12 protein-coding genes are annotated in these 18,567 nt (G+C 30.2%); 2 read left to right on the plus strand and 10 right to left on the minus strand.

Annotated elements, in window-relative coordinates:
* The 6 genes from R3X25_RS04425 to R3X25_RS04450 all read right to left on the minus strand — a co-directional run bounded on the left by R3X25_RS04425 (nucleotide 1) and on the right by R3X25_RS04450 (nucleotide 10,894).
* The gene (locus R3X25_RS04425; RefSeq protein WP_317672242.1) at nucleotides 1-738 is read right to left on the minus strand and encodes a LytTR family DNA-binding domain-containing protein; all 738 of its coding nucleotides are present in this window, start codon (nucleotides 736-738) and stop codon (nucleotides 1-3) included.
* A gap of 67 nt (nucleotides 739-805) precedes the next feature.
* The gene (gene pbpC, locus R3X25_RS04430; protein WP_317672244.1) at nucleotides 806-3,145 is read right to left on the minus strand and encodes a penicillin-binding protein 1C; all 2,340 of its coding nucleotides are present in this window, start codon (nucleotides 3,143-3,145) and stop codon (nucleotides 806-808) included.
* 156 nt (nucleotides 3,146-3,301) lie between these two features.
* Nucleotides 3,302-3,670, minus strand: coding sequence for an endonuclease domain-containing protein (locus R3X25_RS04435; RefSeq protein ID WP_317672246.1), 369 nt, complete (start codon nucleotides 3,668-3,670; stop codon nucleotides 3,302-3,304).
* 127 nt (nucleotides 3,671-3,797) lie between these two features.
* Entirely contained in the window at nucleotides 3,798-9,377 is a 5,580-nt protein-coding gene (locus R3X25_RS04440) for an alpha-2-macroglobulin family protein (RefSeq protein ID WP_317672248.1), read from the minus strand.
* Between the two features lie 87 nt (nucleotides 9,378-9,464).
* Nucleotides 9,465-10,121, minus strand: coding sequence for a PAQR family membrane homeostasis protein TrhA (gene trhA, locus R3X25_RS04445; RefSeq protein ID WP_317672250.1), 657 nt, complete (start codon nucleotides 10,119-10,121; stop codon nucleotides 9,465-9,467).
* A 26-nt stretch (nucleotides 10,122-10,147) separates the two neighbouring features.
* On the minus strand, nucleotides 10,148-10,894 hold the full coding sequence (locus R3X25_RS04450; RefSeq protein WP_317672252.1) for a lysophospholipid acyltransferase family protein: 747 nt from the start codon (nucleotides 10,892-10,894) through the stop codon (nucleotides 10,148-10,150).
* A gap of 81 nt (nucleotides 10,895-10,975) precedes the next feature.
* Between R3X25_RS04450 and R3X25_RS04455 the strand changes: the two genes are divergently transcribed.
* Together R3X25_RS04455 and trpS are read left to right on the plus strand one after the other, a co-directional pair.
* Nucleotides 10,976-11,215 (plus strand): GlsB/YeaQ/YmgE family stress response membrane protein, encoded by a 240-nt coding sequence (locus R3X25_RS04455; RefSeq protein ID WP_317672254.1) that lies wholly within the window; start codon nucleotides 10,976-10,978, stop codon nucleotides 11,213-11,215.
* A gap of 82 nt (nucleotides 11,216-11,297) precedes the next feature.
* Nucleotides 11,298-12,266 (plus strand): tryptophan--tRNA ligase, encoded by a 969-nt coding sequence (gene trpS / locus R3X25_RS04460; RefSeq protein ID WP_317672256.1) that lies wholly within the window; start codon nucleotides 11,298-11,300, stop codon nucleotides 12,264-12,266.
* A gap of 75 nt (nucleotides 12,267-12,341) precedes the next feature.
* Here the strand turns inward: trpS and R3X25_RS04465 are convergent, their stop codons facing one another.
* The 4 genes from R3X25_RS04465 to R3X25_RS04480 all read right to left on the minus strand — a co-directional run bounded on the left by R3X25_RS04465 (nucleotide 12,342) and on the right by R3X25_RS04480 (nucleotide 18,567).
* On the minus strand, nucleotides 12,342-13,463 hold the full coding sequence (locus tag R3X25_RS04465) for a PepSY-associated TM helix domain-containing protein (RefSeq protein ID WP_317672258.1): 1,122 nt from the start codon (nucleotides 13,461-13,463) through the stop codon (nucleotides 12,342-12,344).
* Nucleotides 13,464-13,522: 59 nt separating this feature from the next.
* Nucleotides 13,523-15,922: a TonB-dependent receptor gene (locus R3X25_RS04470; protein ID WP_317672260.1), complete on the minus strand. Its 2,400-nt coding sequence runs from the start codon at nucleotides 15,920-15,922 to the stop codon at nucleotides 13,523-13,525.
* Nucleotides 15,923-16,118: 196 nt separating this feature from the next.
* On the minus strand, nucleotides 16,119-17,498 hold the full coding sequence (locus R3X25_RS04475; RefSeq protein WP_317672262.1) for a hypothetical protein: 1,380 nt from the start codon (nucleotides 17,496-17,498) through the stop codon (nucleotides 16,119-16,121).
* Between the two features lie 136 nt (nucleotides 17,499-17,634).
* Nucleotides 17,635-18,567 carry an ABC transporter ATP-binding protein gene (locus R3X25_RS04480; protein ID WP_317672264.1) on the minus strand — a complete coding sequence of 311 codons (933 nt, stop codon included), beginning with the start codon at nucleotides 18,565-18,567 and terminating at the stop codon, nucleotides 17,635-17,637.

Below are 18,567 nucleotides of genomic sequence, written 5' to 3' on the forward strand. Positions count from 1 at the left end.
TTAGTCTAAGTATAGTTTTTTGAATAGTTCTGCTTTTCTATTTCTACTAATGCTTGCAGTAAGTCCATTAGTCATAATAAGTTCACCTCCTAAACCTTTCATATATTCTTTTACATGGTTTAAGTTTACAAGGTATGAATTATGTACTCTGTAAAATTCCGAGAATTGGAATTTCTTTTCAACCTCTTTTAGAGTTTTTGAAACTAAAATTTGTTGCTCACTTTTTAAGAAAATAGTAGTATAACTTTTATCAGATTTCAACATAATTACATCTTCCTTTTCTAGTAAATACACTTTACCATCTGCAGAAATATTTATTTTATCGTTATTATCATTCAAGTTATTTAACAACAATTGTAATTTATTTTCTAGTACAGCTCCTTTTTTAGACTTTTTAATTTTATCCATTGCAGCTAATAATTCATCTTTATCAACTGGTTTTAATAAATAGTCAATTGCTGAAACTTTTATTGCTTTTAAAGCAAATTCATCGTGGGCAGTAGTAAAAATAAGATTGAAATCTCTATTTTCTAGTTTTTCAATCATTGTAAAACCATCCATTTCTGGCATTTGAATATCCAAAAATACAACGTCTGGTTTATCTTCATTAATAATATCTATTGCTTTTAGTGGTGAATTACATGTTGTAATTTCCACATTTTCAATATAATTATTTAATTTCCATTCTAAAGCTTCTAAAGCGTCATTTTCATCATCAACAAGTAAAATTTGCAACATAACAGGAAGATGTATTTGTTTAATATTTAATTTGCAAGATACAACATTTGATTACATGTTCAAAAACTTAATCTTTAATTTCAAATAAAGAATTTAGTTCCCTTCCAAATTCATCAATTGCTGTTAGAATAAACTTTCCTTTTTTGGGTAAAACTTCAATCTCATGAATACTTTGGGTAACGCCTATATATTGCTTATTTAAATACCAAAACACTTTTACTTCAGAATTGGAATGAACAAGTTTAAATACTATAGGTAATTGATTTTCATTGAAATCTTTAGCCATATAAAATGTCTCGTTTTTTTTAGGAGTTACAAACTCCATTTTTGCTTTAGATTCGTTTAAACAATCACTTCTAAAACTAGGTAAAGTTCTATAAAACGGATTGCTGTTTTTAAAATAATGTTCCATTAATGGCGGCAATACAAACCAACTTTTATGAACCATATTATCTAATGTTTCACACGAAGTATTTACCTGAAATTCTTCATTTTTGTCTAAATGAACCCATAAATGATAAGGGCAAGGTTTGGTTTTTAAACCTGCTCTTTGCACAAAAACCGAATCTTTTTGCTCACAAATTTCACTTGCTCTATAGCCACTTTTACTACAAATTGGCACTTTAACCAATTCATCAAAAGGTTTTTCAAACCAACTATTTTGCGGTAAATAATTAAAAACATCAAATAATATTGGCGCCGCTGCTGTAACACCAACCAAACCTGGGCGACCTTCTCCATCGGCATTTCCAACCCAAACACCAACTACATATTTTTTTGTTGCTCCAATTGCCCAAGCATCTCTAAAACCAAAACTAGTTCCTGTTTTCCAAGCAATTTTATTGGCATCATTAAAAAATTCCCAATTTTGTTCACCTTCTGGTCTGTTTACCTTATTTAAACTTTCAAAAGTTAAATAAGTTGATCCTGCATCAAAAATGGTTTTCTCTGTTGAAGTTTCTCCAAAATTTGGTTTAAAATTCTTCAAATAAGAAGGTTCTAAAAATTCGTTTTTATAATATTTCCCTTGTGTATCATCATAATGATTAATTGTTGAAGCCATTGATGCATAGCTTTTACTTAAATCCCATAAATTACTTTCTGCTCCACCTAAAATTAATGATAATCCGTAATGATTGGCATTGTATTTAATATCGGTCAATTTTAATTCCTTTAAATAATGATGAAATCTATCCAAACCAAAACTCTGCAACATTCTAACCGCAGGTACATTTAATGAGCGCGATAATGCTTTACTTGCCGAAACTGCTCCACTAAACTTTTTGTCAAAATTTTCGGGCTTATAACTTGCAAATTGTGTTGGCACATCCGCAACTAACGTATTTGGCAGTAAATCTCCAGCATCTAACATTGCTGCGTATAAAAATGGTTTTAAAATACTTCCTGTACTTCGTGGCTTATCAATAATATCAACATCTTTATGATGTTGTTTTGAAGTTGGTGAATTTCCAACATACGCTAAAACTTGTCGTGTTTCAACATTTAAAACCAATACAGCAATATTGTAAATTTCGTTCTGACTTAACTCATTGTAATGTGTTTTTACAATTTCATTTATGTTGTGTTGTAAACCAATTTCTACGGAAGTTTCAACTCGTTTCCCTTTAAATTCTTTTGCTACTTTTTGCAATAAATGCGGGGCAATTTGCGGAATTGCATATGGTTTTTGAGGTAATTCTTCTTCTAAAGCAAGTTCATAAGTGAGTTTATCTATAATATCTTCTTCAAACAATTTTTTCAGTAATCTATTTCGTTTTTGTAATAATTTTTGCTGATTTTTTCCTGGATAAATTAAACTCGGTGCATTTGGCAATACCGCCAATGTTGCACTTTCTGCCCAAGATAAATCATTGGAATATCTTCCAAAATAACGCCACGAAGCTACGTCTAGTCCAACTACATTTCCGCCAAAAGGCGCATTTGAAGCGTATAATGACAATATTTTTTCTTTGGAATAACGAAGTTCTAACCTTGTGGCTAAAATTAATTCTTTTAACTTTTCAAAATAAGTTCTTTTTTGATTTTTTCTAGACAATCTAATTACTTGTTGCGTAATAGTACTTCCGCCTCTTTTTACCTTTTTAGATTTTAAATTTTCTGAAAGTGCTTTGAAAATTGAAATTGGATTAAACCCGGGATGCTTGTAAAAATAAGCATCTTCAAACTGAACAATACATTGTTTAAATTTAGTTGGAATACTATCATTTTGAGGAAACCTCCACTGTCCGTCTTCAGCAATTTTTGCACCTAACAGTTCACCTTCAGCACTTTCAATTACCGTTGAAGTAGGACTTTTAAATAACTGTTTGGGTAACGAAAAATAATAAGCCGTTAGTAAAATAACGGCTATTATTAGTTTGATTTTATGTGTTTTAAAAAATTTCATTTTCTACCCTTCCGCCTTCGGCACATTCCCTCTCTAGGGAAGGAGTTTAATATTACTCAATTGTTTTTAATTCTAATATTTAATCTCCTCCTTTTTAAGGAGGAGTGAATTCCAACGAATGTTGGAAGAAGAGGTGGTTATAACCTCAACCTGTTATTATTTATTAATCCTAAAATTACCTTTTATAGTTTTTAAAACCAACGCTGTTTCTTCAAAAACCTGTTTATTTTCAAATCTAATCACTTTAAATCCTAAACTTTCTAATTCTTCCGTTCTTTTTGCGTCATAATCTTGTTGAACAACATTAAAATGAACTTCCCCATCTAATTCAATTATTAGTTTTTCTTCTGCACAATAAAAATCAACTATATAATTATTTATGCTGTGTTGCCTTCTAAACTTTCTTCCGTCTAGCTTTTTTTGTTGAAGACATTTCCATAAAAAGGCTTCTGCAGGAGTTAGATTATTTCTTAATTTTTTTCTTCGTTCTTCTAAATGTTTAAAATTATGGATTCTCTTTTTCATAGTGTGGCACGTTTACCCTTCCGATTTTAGCAACGCTAAAACCACCTTCCCTTTCAAAGGGAAGGAACTTAATAATTATTCTCCTCCTTTTTAAGGAGGAGTGATTTCTGAAAGAAATCGAGGTGGTTTATTTCACAACCTCAATCCATTTTCCAGTTGTACGTGTAAAATACTCATTATCATACATTGCCTCTGCCTGAACTCCGTACAAGTAATAATTACCAAGATAAGATGCATTTAACAACACTTTAAACGTTTTAGACTTATTCTTACCTAAATCAAAATAAAAGTTAACTCTGTCATCTCTAATATCTGTATAATTTGCTGCTCCTTTTGTAGTACTTCCAAAATCTGTAAAACGCGTGTTTACAATTTCCCATCCCGAAGGAAAAATTTCAGTTAAGGCAATATCGTGAACTTCTTCAGGTTTTAAATTCGCAACATTTACTTCAGCAATAAATTCAGTTCCTTGTGATAATTTTGATACATTAATTGGTAAACCTTTAGCGTCAGTATAAACTACAGAAACACCTAAACCACGTTTTTCAGCAATTTCTTTTCCTAAAGGAAGAATTCCAGAATTCAATACGTTTACAAATACCAAGTTACTTTCGGTATTAGTTATTGTAACTGAATTTGCACCTTCAACAATTTTTAAATCTCTTTGTGCAATGGCATAACTTGTATTAACATTTTCTTGTTTTCCGCTATTAATTGAATAATTCAACTTAACAGATTTTCCGCCATTAATTTCAACCATTTTAGCCATTGAAAGTAAACTATACGCTGTAGTTTGTGTGCTCATCCAACTTTTTGACGACAATCTTTTTGCAATTAATTTTGCTAAATCTCTCGATTGTTTATCACCTGTTAACAACATAGTTTCCATTGCCATTGCTCGGTTTCTATCTACAGAACCATAGGTGTAATAATCGTATCTCGATGATGTAAAATTAATATTTGCTGTGTTTCCAATTTTAGTTGCCGCTTCCTTTTGTCCTGCCAACGCGTATGCAGCTGCTAAACGCCATTTTGCATTGTTAGAAATTTCTCTAAACTCGCGTAAACGGTTCATTGATCCTAAATCTGGATGGCCTGCTAATGCCAATGTGTACAATCTGTATGCTTGCGCCAAATCTGAATTATAACGTCTATAACTTGGCCTCCAATTTCTAGCCGCTTGTTTTTGATATTTCAACCAATTAGTCATAAAAGTTAATGGTAATACAAACCCTTTTTTCTCGGCTTCAATCATAAAATGACCTGCATAACTTGTTCCCCAATCGTTTGCCGAATTTTGACCCATCCAATAACTTAAACCTCCACTTGGAGTTTGGAAATCACCTAAACGCTCAATTCCGTTTTTAATATTATCGGTCATTTTTTGTTTTTGCTGAATAGGTAAGTCAAAAATATCTCCTAAATACAACTGCGGAAATACACTTGAAGTTGTTTGCTCTACACAACCGTGCGGATAACGAATTAAATATTGCAATCTACCTGTAAAATCCATTGCTGGCATTGTTGAAAATTCAATAGTAGCCGTGTTGCTTCCTTTTATTCCGAAGGTTTCAAAATTAATAGTTTGTGTTGCATTTGCTTCTAATTCTACTGCAATTGCTTTTGAAGAAACCGGATTTGGGTTTACCACATCAATTTCTACTTCGTAACTAGATTTTTCACCATTTCCTTGGGCAATTACTTCAATTTCTCCAATTCCTTTTACTTCGGAAACATCTAAATTAAAATAGGCCATTTTTTCATCTGGATTTGCAAAAGTTAGTTTTTGAGTTTTTTCTCCAACTACTTTAATTCCTTCAGAAAGTTTTAAAGAAACTGTTACATTTTTCACCTTGTTTTCCATTGCAAAAACCGTAACTGGTAAGGTTACTTTTTCACCCGGACTTAATTTTCTTGGCAACGATGACAATACCATTAACGGTTTACGAACTGGTGTAGTTTCATCTACTTTTCCGTACGCTGCGTTGTTATTATCACCGGCAATAATCATAGTTCTAACTGAACCAATGTATTTTGGTAATTGAATATTATGTTTTGCCGTTTTTCCTTTTGCCAACACAAACGGACCAATATAACGCACTACAGGTTTAAATCTGTTTGCTTTTTTGTTCTTTCCTCCTACTGCATCTCCATCACCACCAATGGCAAATACTTGCTCAATACTTCCGCCGTACGCACCAATTACATCATCAAAAATATCCCAAGTTTTAACTCCAAGCGCTTCTTTTGTGTAAAAAGCATCCCAAATTTGAGGTGTTTTAAAACGAGTTAAATCTAGCAAGCCTTCTTCTACAATTGCAATTGTATAGGTCATTCGTTTTCCTGATTTTTCACTTACTTTTAATGTAAATTTCTCTTCAGGCTTCAACACTTTTGGCATTTCAATTTGTGGTTCTAATCGTGTTGCAGGATCTTCCACCAAAATTGGAATAACTCCATACAAACGCAACGGTAAATCGTTGGCTGTACTTGCGTGTGGTTGTAATAATGAAATGTTTATAAACACATTTGGAGTCATTTCTTTTGTAATAGGAATTTCAACCGTAGTTTCTCCTTTTTGTGTTTTTTGCCAAACAGTTTGTAATACTTCTGTTCCGTTTTCTATACTCACTAAAGCTCTTCCTTCAGTCCCTGATGGGAATGTAATTTTAGCAGTTTCACCAACATTGTATTTTTCTTTATCTGCTGAAAAAACCAACATTTTTGAAGCTTCAGGATAGTTAGTTGGGCGTTTCCACCAGTTTTTATAGAAATAAGCTGTTCTACCAGTTGCGTGACCACTTTTTCGGTCTATAACTCTAATTAAAAATCTTCCGCCTTTACTGTCTGGAACATTAATGGTAAAAGTTCCCTTTCCTTGTGAATTGGTATTTACTTTTAATTTTTTGAAAGGTTTGTGATAGCTACCTCCGTTGTATGAAGCTAAATTATCATACGACGAACTCCACCACCAACGCCATTTAATTTGATAAACCTCAACCTCTACTCCATTTCTAGCAATTGGTTTTCCATCTTTAGTAATGGTAGCTATATCAAACGTAACATTTGCATCTGTTTCAAAAGAGCCATAGCGTTTTTCTTTAGGTGATTTTAAACCAACAAATGAACTATAAGGCGCATAATTTTTTGAAATTACATCCATTGAAAAATCACCACCATTTTCAAAAGCTTTGGTTAAAAAAGCTACTTTTAACATTCCCGGAGCTTTTCCTTTTAAGTTTACTTTTTTATTAATGGTTGCATTTCCAGAAGCATCTAATTTACTATTGAAAATTAGCATTTCTTCACTGTAAAATTCTCTAGTAGGATCGTTAAAAATATAGCCAGGAAGTTGTTTTGAAAACGCACTTGAATTGTTACTAAACTTCGCTTTAACTTCAGTTTTTATACTTTTTGCAGGCGCACCGTGCAACCAATTTACTTGTAAATCTCCTTTTATTGGTTTGGTGTTTGTTAAAACTTCTTCATCAAAATCTATTTTAATTTTTAAACGGTTTGGTTTTACTGTTTCAACCTTTAAAGACTTGTAGAATTTTGCTCCTCCAACACTAATATTGGCATTCCAATTACCTGTTGGATCTGTGTCTGATGTTGGTACAGAAAACTTATAAAAACCATTTACATTAGCTGCTGTAACTTGCTTGTTTGTTAATTTTCCACGAGCATCGGTTACTTCTAGTTTTACTGGATGCGATTTTGGTAACGGATTTGCATTATCATTTAAAACAAATGTTAAGTGAATTGAATCTCCCGGACGCCAAACACCACGTTCACCATACATAAACCCTTTTAATCCTTTCTGTAGTTTTTTACCAGAAACATTAAATTTACTTAACGATAATGAATAACCATCATCTAATTTTAAGTAGGTTTTATTAGTTTTATCTGAAACAATTGCAAAATAAGCGTTTTTGTCAACGTCCATTCCAGTAAATCCTTGGTTATCTGTTACAGAACTTGCAATTTCTTGCTGTTGGTAATTATAAATAGCAACTTTTGCACCCGAAACTGGATTGGTTGTTAAAATATCAGTCACCGCAAAAAAGTACGATTTATTTGAACCTTTTTTAGCAATTACACCCAAGTTTGAAGCTAAAATATTTGCGGAAATTATTCTATCATTATTATCGTAATATGCCTTTTTACAAGGATTACTTCTATCGTTCCAATTGTAATAATTATTACTATAACTGTAAATTAAATTATCCCAATATTGTTCTTCACGTTCATCTAAATCTGCCGCTTGTTGCGTTGTATATTCGTGTTCGTTGTAATAATATTCATCTTCGTAATAATCATCGTAATTTTCTTCTTCATTTGAAGCAACTCCATCACCATCGCATTTATACAAAGAGTAAGCTTGTTTAATACTTAATTCAATTCTATAAATAGCGCCAGGATCTGCTTTTATCATTTTAGATAAATCAACGGCATAAGCTTTCCATTTTCCGTTATTTTCTAGTTCATTTTTAATTAACGTAATGGTTTTTTTTGCAAAGCGTCTACCAACACGTCTAATGTTGTATCGGTCGTTACTTCCTAATTCATTAGATTGTAAAAATTGCAACACATTGTCTTCAAAAATTTTGATAACCCTAACATCAACAGCTTTTAAATTAACAGCTTCAAAATTGAATTTTAAATCGCTAGAATTTGGTAAAATAACTCCGCTAGATATTAATCTTACAGCTGGTTTTAATTGTTGAAAAGCAACTTTTTCAGAAAAAGCATTTTTTAATTTATAGCCATCGCTACTTTTTATTCCTTGAAAAACATCTACTTCTACATTACCAACAATACGTGTATTTGGATATACTTTTAACACGTTACCATCAACCACATATTTTAAATTCTTCGCATTTTTTATAGCTATTAATCCATTAAAATTTTGCTGTTTTTTTATTGGATCGGAAAAATTGATATTTAAATGTTGCTCTGGTGTTTGAAAAACATCAATATTTACAATTGAAAAGTTATTTTTACCAGGTATATTTAACTGGTTTTTACCATCATTATCCACATTAATTGGACTTCCATCCCAAGAGACTAAAATTTTAGAATCGTCTTCAAAACGCTGAATACTATCAATTTTAAAATTGAAGTTTGTACTTATTGAGTCAGCATCTATCCATTTAATTTTTAATTTTTTATTGTTTTGCTCTGCTGAAATTATTTTTTTAGCATCTTCTAACTCTAAAACATCCGCAGTTTTTAAAATTCCTTCAACATATTGAAACTCTTTACTGTATGATTGTAAATTATTAGTAGTAATGTTGAAGTTTTGCTCACGTGTTTTAAACTTAAATGTGTACGATTTGTATTCTGAAGGAACATTTGCATATAGCTTGCTTAACTTCACCGTAACAGAATATTCTTTATTAGGTTTTAAATTTTCTGAAGGTTGAAACAATAAACTTCTTGTATTTAAAGCTGAAAGTTTCCCTTCAACATTTGGAGAAATATTGAATATACTTTCCGAAATTTCTTCATTAGAAACCCAACCATCAACTTCTTTAGCTAAATCAATTCTAATAGGTTCAGCAATAGAAACTACGCCCGAAGTTGTGTAGTTTATATACTCTTTAAATTTGAATAAATTATCGGTAGATTCTTGTGGTTTTTCGTTTTTACACGAAATAATCGCAATACTAAAAAGTACGGCGAAAATGATTTTTTGAAATCTCATTTTTGAGTTATTTTATGTGTTTAGCAAATTTTGCTTGAAGTTACTAAAAAATTGAACGCAATTCCACCTAAAAAAGTTTAAATTTAGTTACTTTTTAATAGGCAAAACATAGAAGAAAACTGCCATAAAATGAGCAAAACTACCTAACAATACAAAAATGTGAAAAATTGCGTGGTTGTAGGGTAACTTTTTAAAACTGTATAAAATTGCTCCAACTGTATAAGCTAAACCTCCGCCAAGTAACCACATTAAACCTTCAAAGGGTAAATTGTTAATTAACGGTTTTATGGCGAAAATTATTAACCAACCCATTAAAACGTAAGCAATTGTAGAAATTCTATCAAATCTACCAGTAAAAAATAATTTTAAAATTACACCTGTTAGCGCTAAACCCCAAGAAACTCCAAAAATAGTCCAGCCAACCCAACCATCTAAAGCAACTAATGTAAAAGGTGTATATGTTCCAGCAATTAAAACATAGATTGATGCGTGGTCGAAAATATTTAACCTATGTCTTAATTTTGGTGCTTTCGAATAATGATAAAATGTAGAAGCAGCATACAATACAATTAAACTAGCTCCATAAATACTAAAACTAACAATATGCCAAACACTACCTTCTAAACTAGCATAAACTACTAATAAAACTAACGCTACAATACTTAAAACCAATCCTAAACCGTGAGAAAGTACGTTTAATTTTTCTTCCTTTGGATCGTAATATGTTATTTTCTTTTCTTTCATTCTTTTGAAAACGAAATTTACTTGAGTTAAGTATTTTTTGAATCAGAAATTAATTCGTTATAAATAACATCAAAGGTTTGCTTTTTTAAAGTTTCACAATTTTTAAGAGTTAACCCTTCGGTATATAAAAATTTATGAATTTTGGTACGTAATTTTCCAGGAGCTCCACTAAAAAATGTGTATGAAAATCGTTTTTTACAATCGTACATAGTTATTGGAACAATAGGTATTTGAAACTCAACAGCTAAACGAAAGGCTCCATTTTTAAAATCTGCTAAAACTACACTTTCATCATCTGGCACCAAACCTTCAGGAAAAATACACACATCCATTCCATCACTTAATTTTCTTCTAGCTTCATCAAAAACAGCTTTTCTACTTTTTGAATTACTTCTATCAACAATTATACAAGTTCGCTTATAAAAATATCCAAATATTGGAATTTTAGTCAGTTCTTTTTTACCAACAAAAACAAACGGATTTTTAGCAATAGAAAGCATTAACATTACATCAATCATAGAAGTATGATTAGGACAAAACATATAACTTTTAGTATTGTCTAAAGGTTCTTCTTCAATATAATCAACTTTAAAACCCATCACAAACAAAATAGTATTTGCCCAAGCTTGCGCAATTTTAAAGAATGTAGGATACAATTTTTCTGATGAAGTTACTATTAACAAAATAGGTATTATGGGTATTATTGGAAATAGTACCCAACAATAAAACCAACACCTCCAAAATATATAAAAAGGATATTTTAATAACTTCATAGAATTCAAAAGTAAATATTTTGGTCTAATATTCATTAAAAATTATTAATTTCAACTATTATTAATAATTAAACTTTTTTTATGTTATACTCAATTTTAATAGGTGGTGTTGCTGGTTGGTTAGCTGGTAAAATTATGAAAGGTGGTGGCTACGGAATTCTAAAAAATATTATTCTAGGTATTATTGGTGGTATTTTAGGTGGTTGGTTATTTACAACCCTTAAAATTTCTTTTATTGATGGAATTATTGGCGATTTAATAGAAGGAGTTATGGGGGCTTTAATTATTATGGCAATTGCAGGAGCTATTAAGAAAAAATAAATTTATAAATATTTTAAAAGCGGCATAAGCCGCTTTTTTTATGTGATTGAAATACTTACTTTTGTTCAAAATTAAAAAATAAATGTCAAGAATTTTAACCGGTGTTCAAAGTACTGGAACACCACATTTAGGAAACTTATTAGGTGCTATTATTCCAGCAATTAAAATGGCAAACGATCCAAAAAACGAATCGTTTTTATTTATTGCCGATATGCACTCACTTACGCAAATTAAAAATGGTGAAGAATTACGCCAAAACACCTACAGTACTGCTGCAACTTGGCTTGCTTGTGGTTTAGATTTTAATAAAACTGTTTTTTACAGACAAAGTGATATTCCTGAAACTACTGAACTTACTTGGTATTTAAGCTGTTTTTTCCCTTACCAACGTTTAACATTAGCACATAGTTTTAAAGATAAAGCTGATAGGTTAGATGATGTAAATGCTGGTTTATTTTGTTATCCAATGTTAATGGCTGCAGATATTTTATTGTACGATGCTGAAGTTGTTCCTGTTGGAAAAGATCAATTACAACATTTAGAAATTACGCGTGATGTTGCAAATAGATTTAACCACCAAATGGGTGATACTTTAGTTCCGCCAGAAGCAAAAATTCAAGAAGGATCTATGTGGGTTCCTGGAACAAATGGTGGGAAAATGAGTAAATCTAATGGAAATATTATCAATATATTTTTACCAGATAAAAAGTTACGTAAACAAATTATGAAAATTCAAACGGATTCTACTCCGTTAGAAGAACCTAAAAACCCAGATACGTGTAATTTATTTGCCTTGTACAAATTATTAGCTTCTGATGAGCAAATTGCTGAAATGAGAGCTAATTATGAAGGTGGAAATTATGGTTACGGACACGCAAAACAAGCTTTTTATGAATTGTTAATTGATGAATTTTCTGAAGAAAGAGAACGTTACAATTACTATATGGAAAACTTGGAAGAAATTGACAAAGCATTAGCTATTGGAGCTGCAAAAGCAAAAGCTGTAGCTACTGATGTTTTACAACGAGTTAGAGCTAAAGTTGGATATTAACCAACTTTAAACAAAAAACACGCATTAGAGATTATAATCTAATGCGTGTTTTTTTTGAACTATAAATAAAAGAATTTAGTTTTTTCTTTTATACTTTTTTCCATACCAAAGCAATATGCCTGTAACTGGTAAACTTGCTGTAATTAAGCTTATTAAAAAAGCTATAATTTTACCAGCCAAACCACCTATTGCTCCAACGTGAATATCATAATTCATACGTATTATTTTATCGGCAAACTTGGCGTCTTTATATTTTCCAAAAATAGCTTTAGACTCAATTTCTTCGAGTGTGTTTTGATCAAAAAACCTGTAATCAGAATTGTAATACAATCCTTCACTATTTGATACTTCTACATAAATACTTTCATCTTCAGTTTCAGGATAATGCAGCTCAAAACTTTTAGCTTTTGGAGATTCTTTTTGAAGTTTTACAATAAGATTATCTATTGGCAGTGTATTACTATCAATTTCAGTTTTTTTACTTTTATTGTCTGGAATTATAAATGCTGGTATTTTATCTCCACCTGCTGAAACGTATACTACATATTTTAACCAATTGTACGAAATCATAGCACCTGTAAAAGCTGCCACTAGCGCAAAAGTGCATATGTAAAATCCTATTATTGTATGTAAATCAAAGTTTTTACGTTTCCATTTTGTGGTAGATTTCCAATCAAATTTCAATCGTTTTTTTAAACTTTTTCTTTTTTTAGGAATCCATAAAATAAAGCCTGAAATAATTATTAGAATAAATAGTAAAATAGATGCTCCAACTACTTGTTCACCAATATCTTTTGGCAACCATAAACGCATATGACCTTTTAAAATAAAAGCAAAAAAACCAGTTAAATGGTTATCTATTTGAATTATTTCTCCTGAATATGGATTTAAAAATACGCTTTGGTAAAATTCTGGTTTTGCATCGTAAAAAATTACTTCAATTGCATCATCAGCTTTTTTAAAAATTGTACCGTGAACTGTATTGTTTGGAAAAATTTCTTCAGCAATAAGTTTTGCTTTTGTTGGTGTTAAAATAGCTATGTTTTGTGGCTCAACTTTTTTATAATCATTATAAGTACTTTCAATTTCGTCTCTAAAAGCCCAACAACAACCAGTTATTGATACTATAAATACAACTACACCCGTAATTAAACCAAGTATTTTATGAATTGAAAGTATTGTTTTTCTATATTTCATTGGTGCTATTTAAAAATAAAAAAGACAACAGTAATAGTTGCCTTTTTTAATATTATGTATTAAAATTTGTAGTTAAAAGTACCTAAAACAACACGCTTATTTTGTGGTGTTACTGTACTCCAACCAGAATAGTATTCTTTATCAACTAAATTATTTCCCTTTATTCCAATTCTAAACTTGTCTGTTTCATAATATACTGAAGCGTTAAAAATGGTGTAGCTTGGTATATTAAAACTACCTGTGGCAGCTTTATAGTCAACCATAGTATCGTACTCTGATTGCCCATTAAACCCAGCTCCAACTCCAAATTTTTCTAAAAATTTGTAATCTGCCCAAAGGTTATAGGTAATTTCTGGTCCAGATTCTCCGTAACGATTTCCTTCTAAATATGTTGCTGAAGGAGCATCTGTTATTTCAGAATCATTAAAACTAAAACCTGCGTGTAAGTTTAATGCATTAATTGGATTTGCATTTATTTCTAATTCAACTCCTTTACTATTAACTTTAAGATCTTGGGTTTTTGTAGACCAATAATACTTATTATCTACATTTATACTGTAATAACTTAAAGTAGTTTCAAGTTTATTGTTGAATAAATTGGTTTTAACACCAAACTCAAATTGATCTGCTTGTTCCACATCATAAGCTTGTAAACTAGTTACACCAGTTGAATAATCTGTTATGTATTGAGGGTTTAGATATGAAAAACCGTTTTGATAGTTTGCAAAAACAGCTAATTTATTAAGTATTGGTTGGTATACAACTCCAAATTTTGGCGATAATGTAGATTCTACATATTCAGTTTCATCATCTGTAGCTGTTTTTTGATCACCTTTATAATTAAACCTATCATAACGTAAACTTGCCATTACCGATAACGATGGTAACACTTTTATTACATTTGAAACATAAGCTCCAAATACATTTTGACGAATATCACTATCTACATTTCCTAATCCAGTTAGTGCTGTACTTAAATTATCTGCATTAATTTCAGGTTCTCCATAAATTAAATCACCTTGTAAGTTTATAGAATGTAAATAACCCCAATTAGAACTATTATCTATAGTTTTTGAATTTAAATAATCTATACCAACTAATAATTTGTTTTCTAAATCACCTATTTTAAAACTTCCATTAAAGTTTTGTTGAAGGTTAATTGTTTTTGTTTTAGCATCAGTATCTTGTGCGTACAAGCTAAAATTTTCTGTACCAACTGGAGCTGCAGGATCAGTCCAATCAGCAGCATTCCATAAATAGGTATAATACCCTTCAGATTTTGCAATTCCGCCGGCAATTAAAGTTTGAGAAGACCAATTGTCAGTTATTTTCCAAGCAATTTCACCTCTAAAATTTTGTGTAGCATTTTCTATAGTTACATCATTATTAGTAAACGATAAATTTGTGTCATAATTTAATTCTTCAATAGAATTAAAAGCTAGTGGTCCATATCTATTTAAAAACAAAAAAGTTTCGTTAGTTTGCTCATTTTCAGAAGCTTCATACGAAAAATTAAAGGCCAAATTATTATTAAACTTGTATGATAAAGACGGTGCAATAAAGTATGATTTTTTAAAACCAGCATCTTGAAAACTATTGTCTTTTTGGTAACCACTGTTTAAACGAAAAGATAGTTTTTCATTACTAGAAAGATTTACATCTAAATTTATTTTAGCAAAATCATTAGAACCACCAGATACAGAAATTTCACCTCCATTTCCACTATAAGGTTTTTTGGTAATTATATTTATTAAACCACCGTAAGATGTTACAGAACTACCAAATAAAGTTCCTGAAGGACCTTTAATTACTTCTACACGCTCTACATTTGAAGAATTTATAAATCCATTAGTTATACCTGCAACTCCATTTACCAATTGTGGTTGTACAGCAAAACCTCTACTTGAATAATAACCAGCTCCATCACCACTTCTACCAGTAGAAGACCATAATTTAGTTACTCCTGCAGCATTTTTTAAAGCATCTTCAAAACTATTAACAGATTGAGAAACTAATAGTTGATTGGTTACTGTATTGTAAACTTGAGAATTTTCAATGTTTTTTAGTGGCATTTTAGAAACATAAGCACTTTGTTTTCTTGAAAATTTATTTTCTCTGTTGGTATCAATTACTACTTCTTGTAGTAATTCATTTCCTTCATATAATAAAATTGTTTCTAAATCTATTGTCTCGTTATTTTTAATACTAACTGCAATCTCTTTAGTTTTAAATCCTAAATATGAAATTGATAGTAAGTAATCTCCTTTAGAAATATTAGTAACTTCAAAATTTCCGTTTTCATTAGAAAGCGAGCCTTTTGTGGTGTTTTTTAAAATAATATTTACCCCATACAAAGGGTTATTATTGTTATTTGTAATGGTACCTTTTACACTTCCGTTTTGAGAAAATGCGATACTAGTAAATACAAAAAATAGTACTATTGATAGTTGTTTGTTCATCTTATTTTTATTTAGACTAATTATAAATAAGATGCAAATGTAATAAGTGTTACTTAAAAAACAAATATTATTTAGAATAATTTTAAATAAGGGTTTTTGTAATGAAATGTGAGATGTAAAAAAACTAATAAATTTATTAAGCGATACTTTAATTATATAAAAAAGGCTTCAAAAATTTGAAGCCTTTTTTTGCATTTTAATTAATTACTATTGCTGAAATTCCCTTTGAAGGAATCATAAATTTCTGAACTTTATGATTGATTGTAAGTCTGAAAACTGAATCTTTATCATCAGTATTTTGGATTAAAATTTTAATTTTTCCATCAGGACTTTTTACAGTAATCATTGGTTTTTTACTAACAGACGCAATACGAACATCGCCGGGTTTAATAAACTTGCTTATCATATACATGGCATTATAATCTGGATTGTATTGTACCGTTTTATTGGTTCTATTAATGTTTATTAACGAATTTTGAGGCCATTCCCAGCCACTTTCTGTAGTTTCATTTAAAATCATATTCCAATAACAAAAATTACTTACACCACTGTTAATATAGTCTGCAACTTCTTCTAAACGATGGTTGGCTTGTTCTACGCTATTTTTTCCATTGTAACAATGTCCTTCGGTATGAAACATTTTAAGGTTTGGATTCATTTTAATAGCATCGGTAATACTAAACGGATTGGTATATTGTATACCAACTCCTTCTACTTGGTTTGATTTTTCAAAACTTAAAAACTCTATTAAATCTAGTTGTTCTGCTGTTCTAAATGTTCCAGCATAAATTTTTGTTTCAATTTTATTCTTTTCAAAAGCAGGAATCATATAATTAGTTGCAAACTTTAACATTTGAGCCGGAGGCATTGTACAACTTGGATATTTTGTATTGGCATCATTCTCATTTTGAATAGCAATTCTATCAATTCTAACGCCATTTTTAGCATATTCTTGAACATAGTTTACAAAGTAATTTGCATACGCTTTGTAAACCTTTTTCTCGTCTCTAAACGTATTTGGTTTTTCAGTTAAACCAGTCATAGAGTTGTTATTTTTCATCCAAGCTGGCGGACTCCAAGGTGAACCAAAAACTAACAAATTTGGATTTACTTTTAAAGCTCCTTTTATGTATGGAAGTACGTATTTTTTATCTCTTTTTATGCTGAAGTGTTTCATTTTATAATCTTCAGCCTTTTCAGAATAACTATAGGCATCAATACCAAAATCGCTTGCTCCAATTGCTGTTCTACAAAAAGTAAAACCGGCATTGTTCATTGAAAATAAGTTTTCTAAAACCTCTTGCTGTTGTTTTTTATCTAAACTTAATAAAGCCTCTCCTCCTATTTCGTTAAATGCACCACCAATTCCTTCAATAGTTTGATATTCAATTTCAGGGTAAATGGCAATTTCGTGTCCCCATTTAATATTTTCTGTTGAATTGATTACTTGTTTTTCTTCCAAGGGATTTGCTTTACCTTTTTCTAACGAAACAAAAAAAAGTTCCATTTTTTGGTTTTCTTGCGCTTTTACTTGTAACGAGACAATTACAACTAAAATTAAAAATAGGTTCTTCATAATATACTTTATTGGTTAAACTATTCTAGGTTTTTAAAATAGATACTTCAAATATATTAATACTTGCGTTTAAGCTATAAAAAAATTAGTGGACAATATATGGACAAGCAATTTTATTTAATGAATTAAGAAAAAATTACTTATTAAATTCAATAAAAACTATTTGGTTATTATTTAATTTAAATTGGTGTTCTATAAATAGAATTTCACCATTAACTTCTACTTCAATTAAGTAATAACTTCCTTTAAAATAAGATGAAGTTACCGTTGCTTTCAATTCCGAATTAGCAACTATTTTAATTTCATTTGGATAATAAAGTTGTTTATTTTTTACTCCTGATAATTTAGAAGAAACTTTATTTATTTCATTAAAAAATGAAGCTACATATGCATTTTTTGGCGTATTATAAATTTTTTCAGGAGTTCCTTGAGCTTCAATTTTAGCATCTTTTAAAACTATAATTTCGTTTGCAAAAGAAAGCGCATCAGTAGTATCATGCGTAGCAACTAAACATAGAATATTTTTAGTTTTTAAATACTTAAAAAGACTTCTACGCAGTTTGTTTTTTCTAAAATTATCTATGTGGCTAAAAGGTTCATCTAATAATAAAACTTCAGGTTCTTTAGCTAATACTTTTGCTATGGCTACACGTTGTTTTTGACCTCCACTTAAGTTTATAACTTTTGTTTTTAAAAAGTCAGTCATATCAACAACTTCTAATAATTCCACTATACGTTTACTTCTATTTTTATCTAAATATGAAAGGTTTTTACCAACATTTTCTTCTACAGTTATGTAAGGCATTAAATCGAAATCCTGTGGAAGATACTTCATAAATTTTTCTCCTGGAATTAAATTGAATTTTGGCCCTCGTAACTTTTCACCGTCCCAATAAACTGCACCTTTATCAATATGAAGTAAGCCGTAGATAATTTCTAAAAGCGTACTTTTTCCACAACCACTTTCTCCAACAACTGCAATATAATCTCCTCTATTAGCAGTAAAACTAATAGTTGAAAGTACTTTTTTTGAAGTATAACTAAACGATATGTTTTCTACTTTTAACAT

Origin of the sequence: Lutibacter sp. TH_r2, assembly GCF_033101135.1 — a bacterium.
Taxonomy (GTDB): domain Bacteria; phylum Bacteroidota; class Bacteroidia; order Flavobacteriales; family Flavobacteriaceae; genus Lutibacter.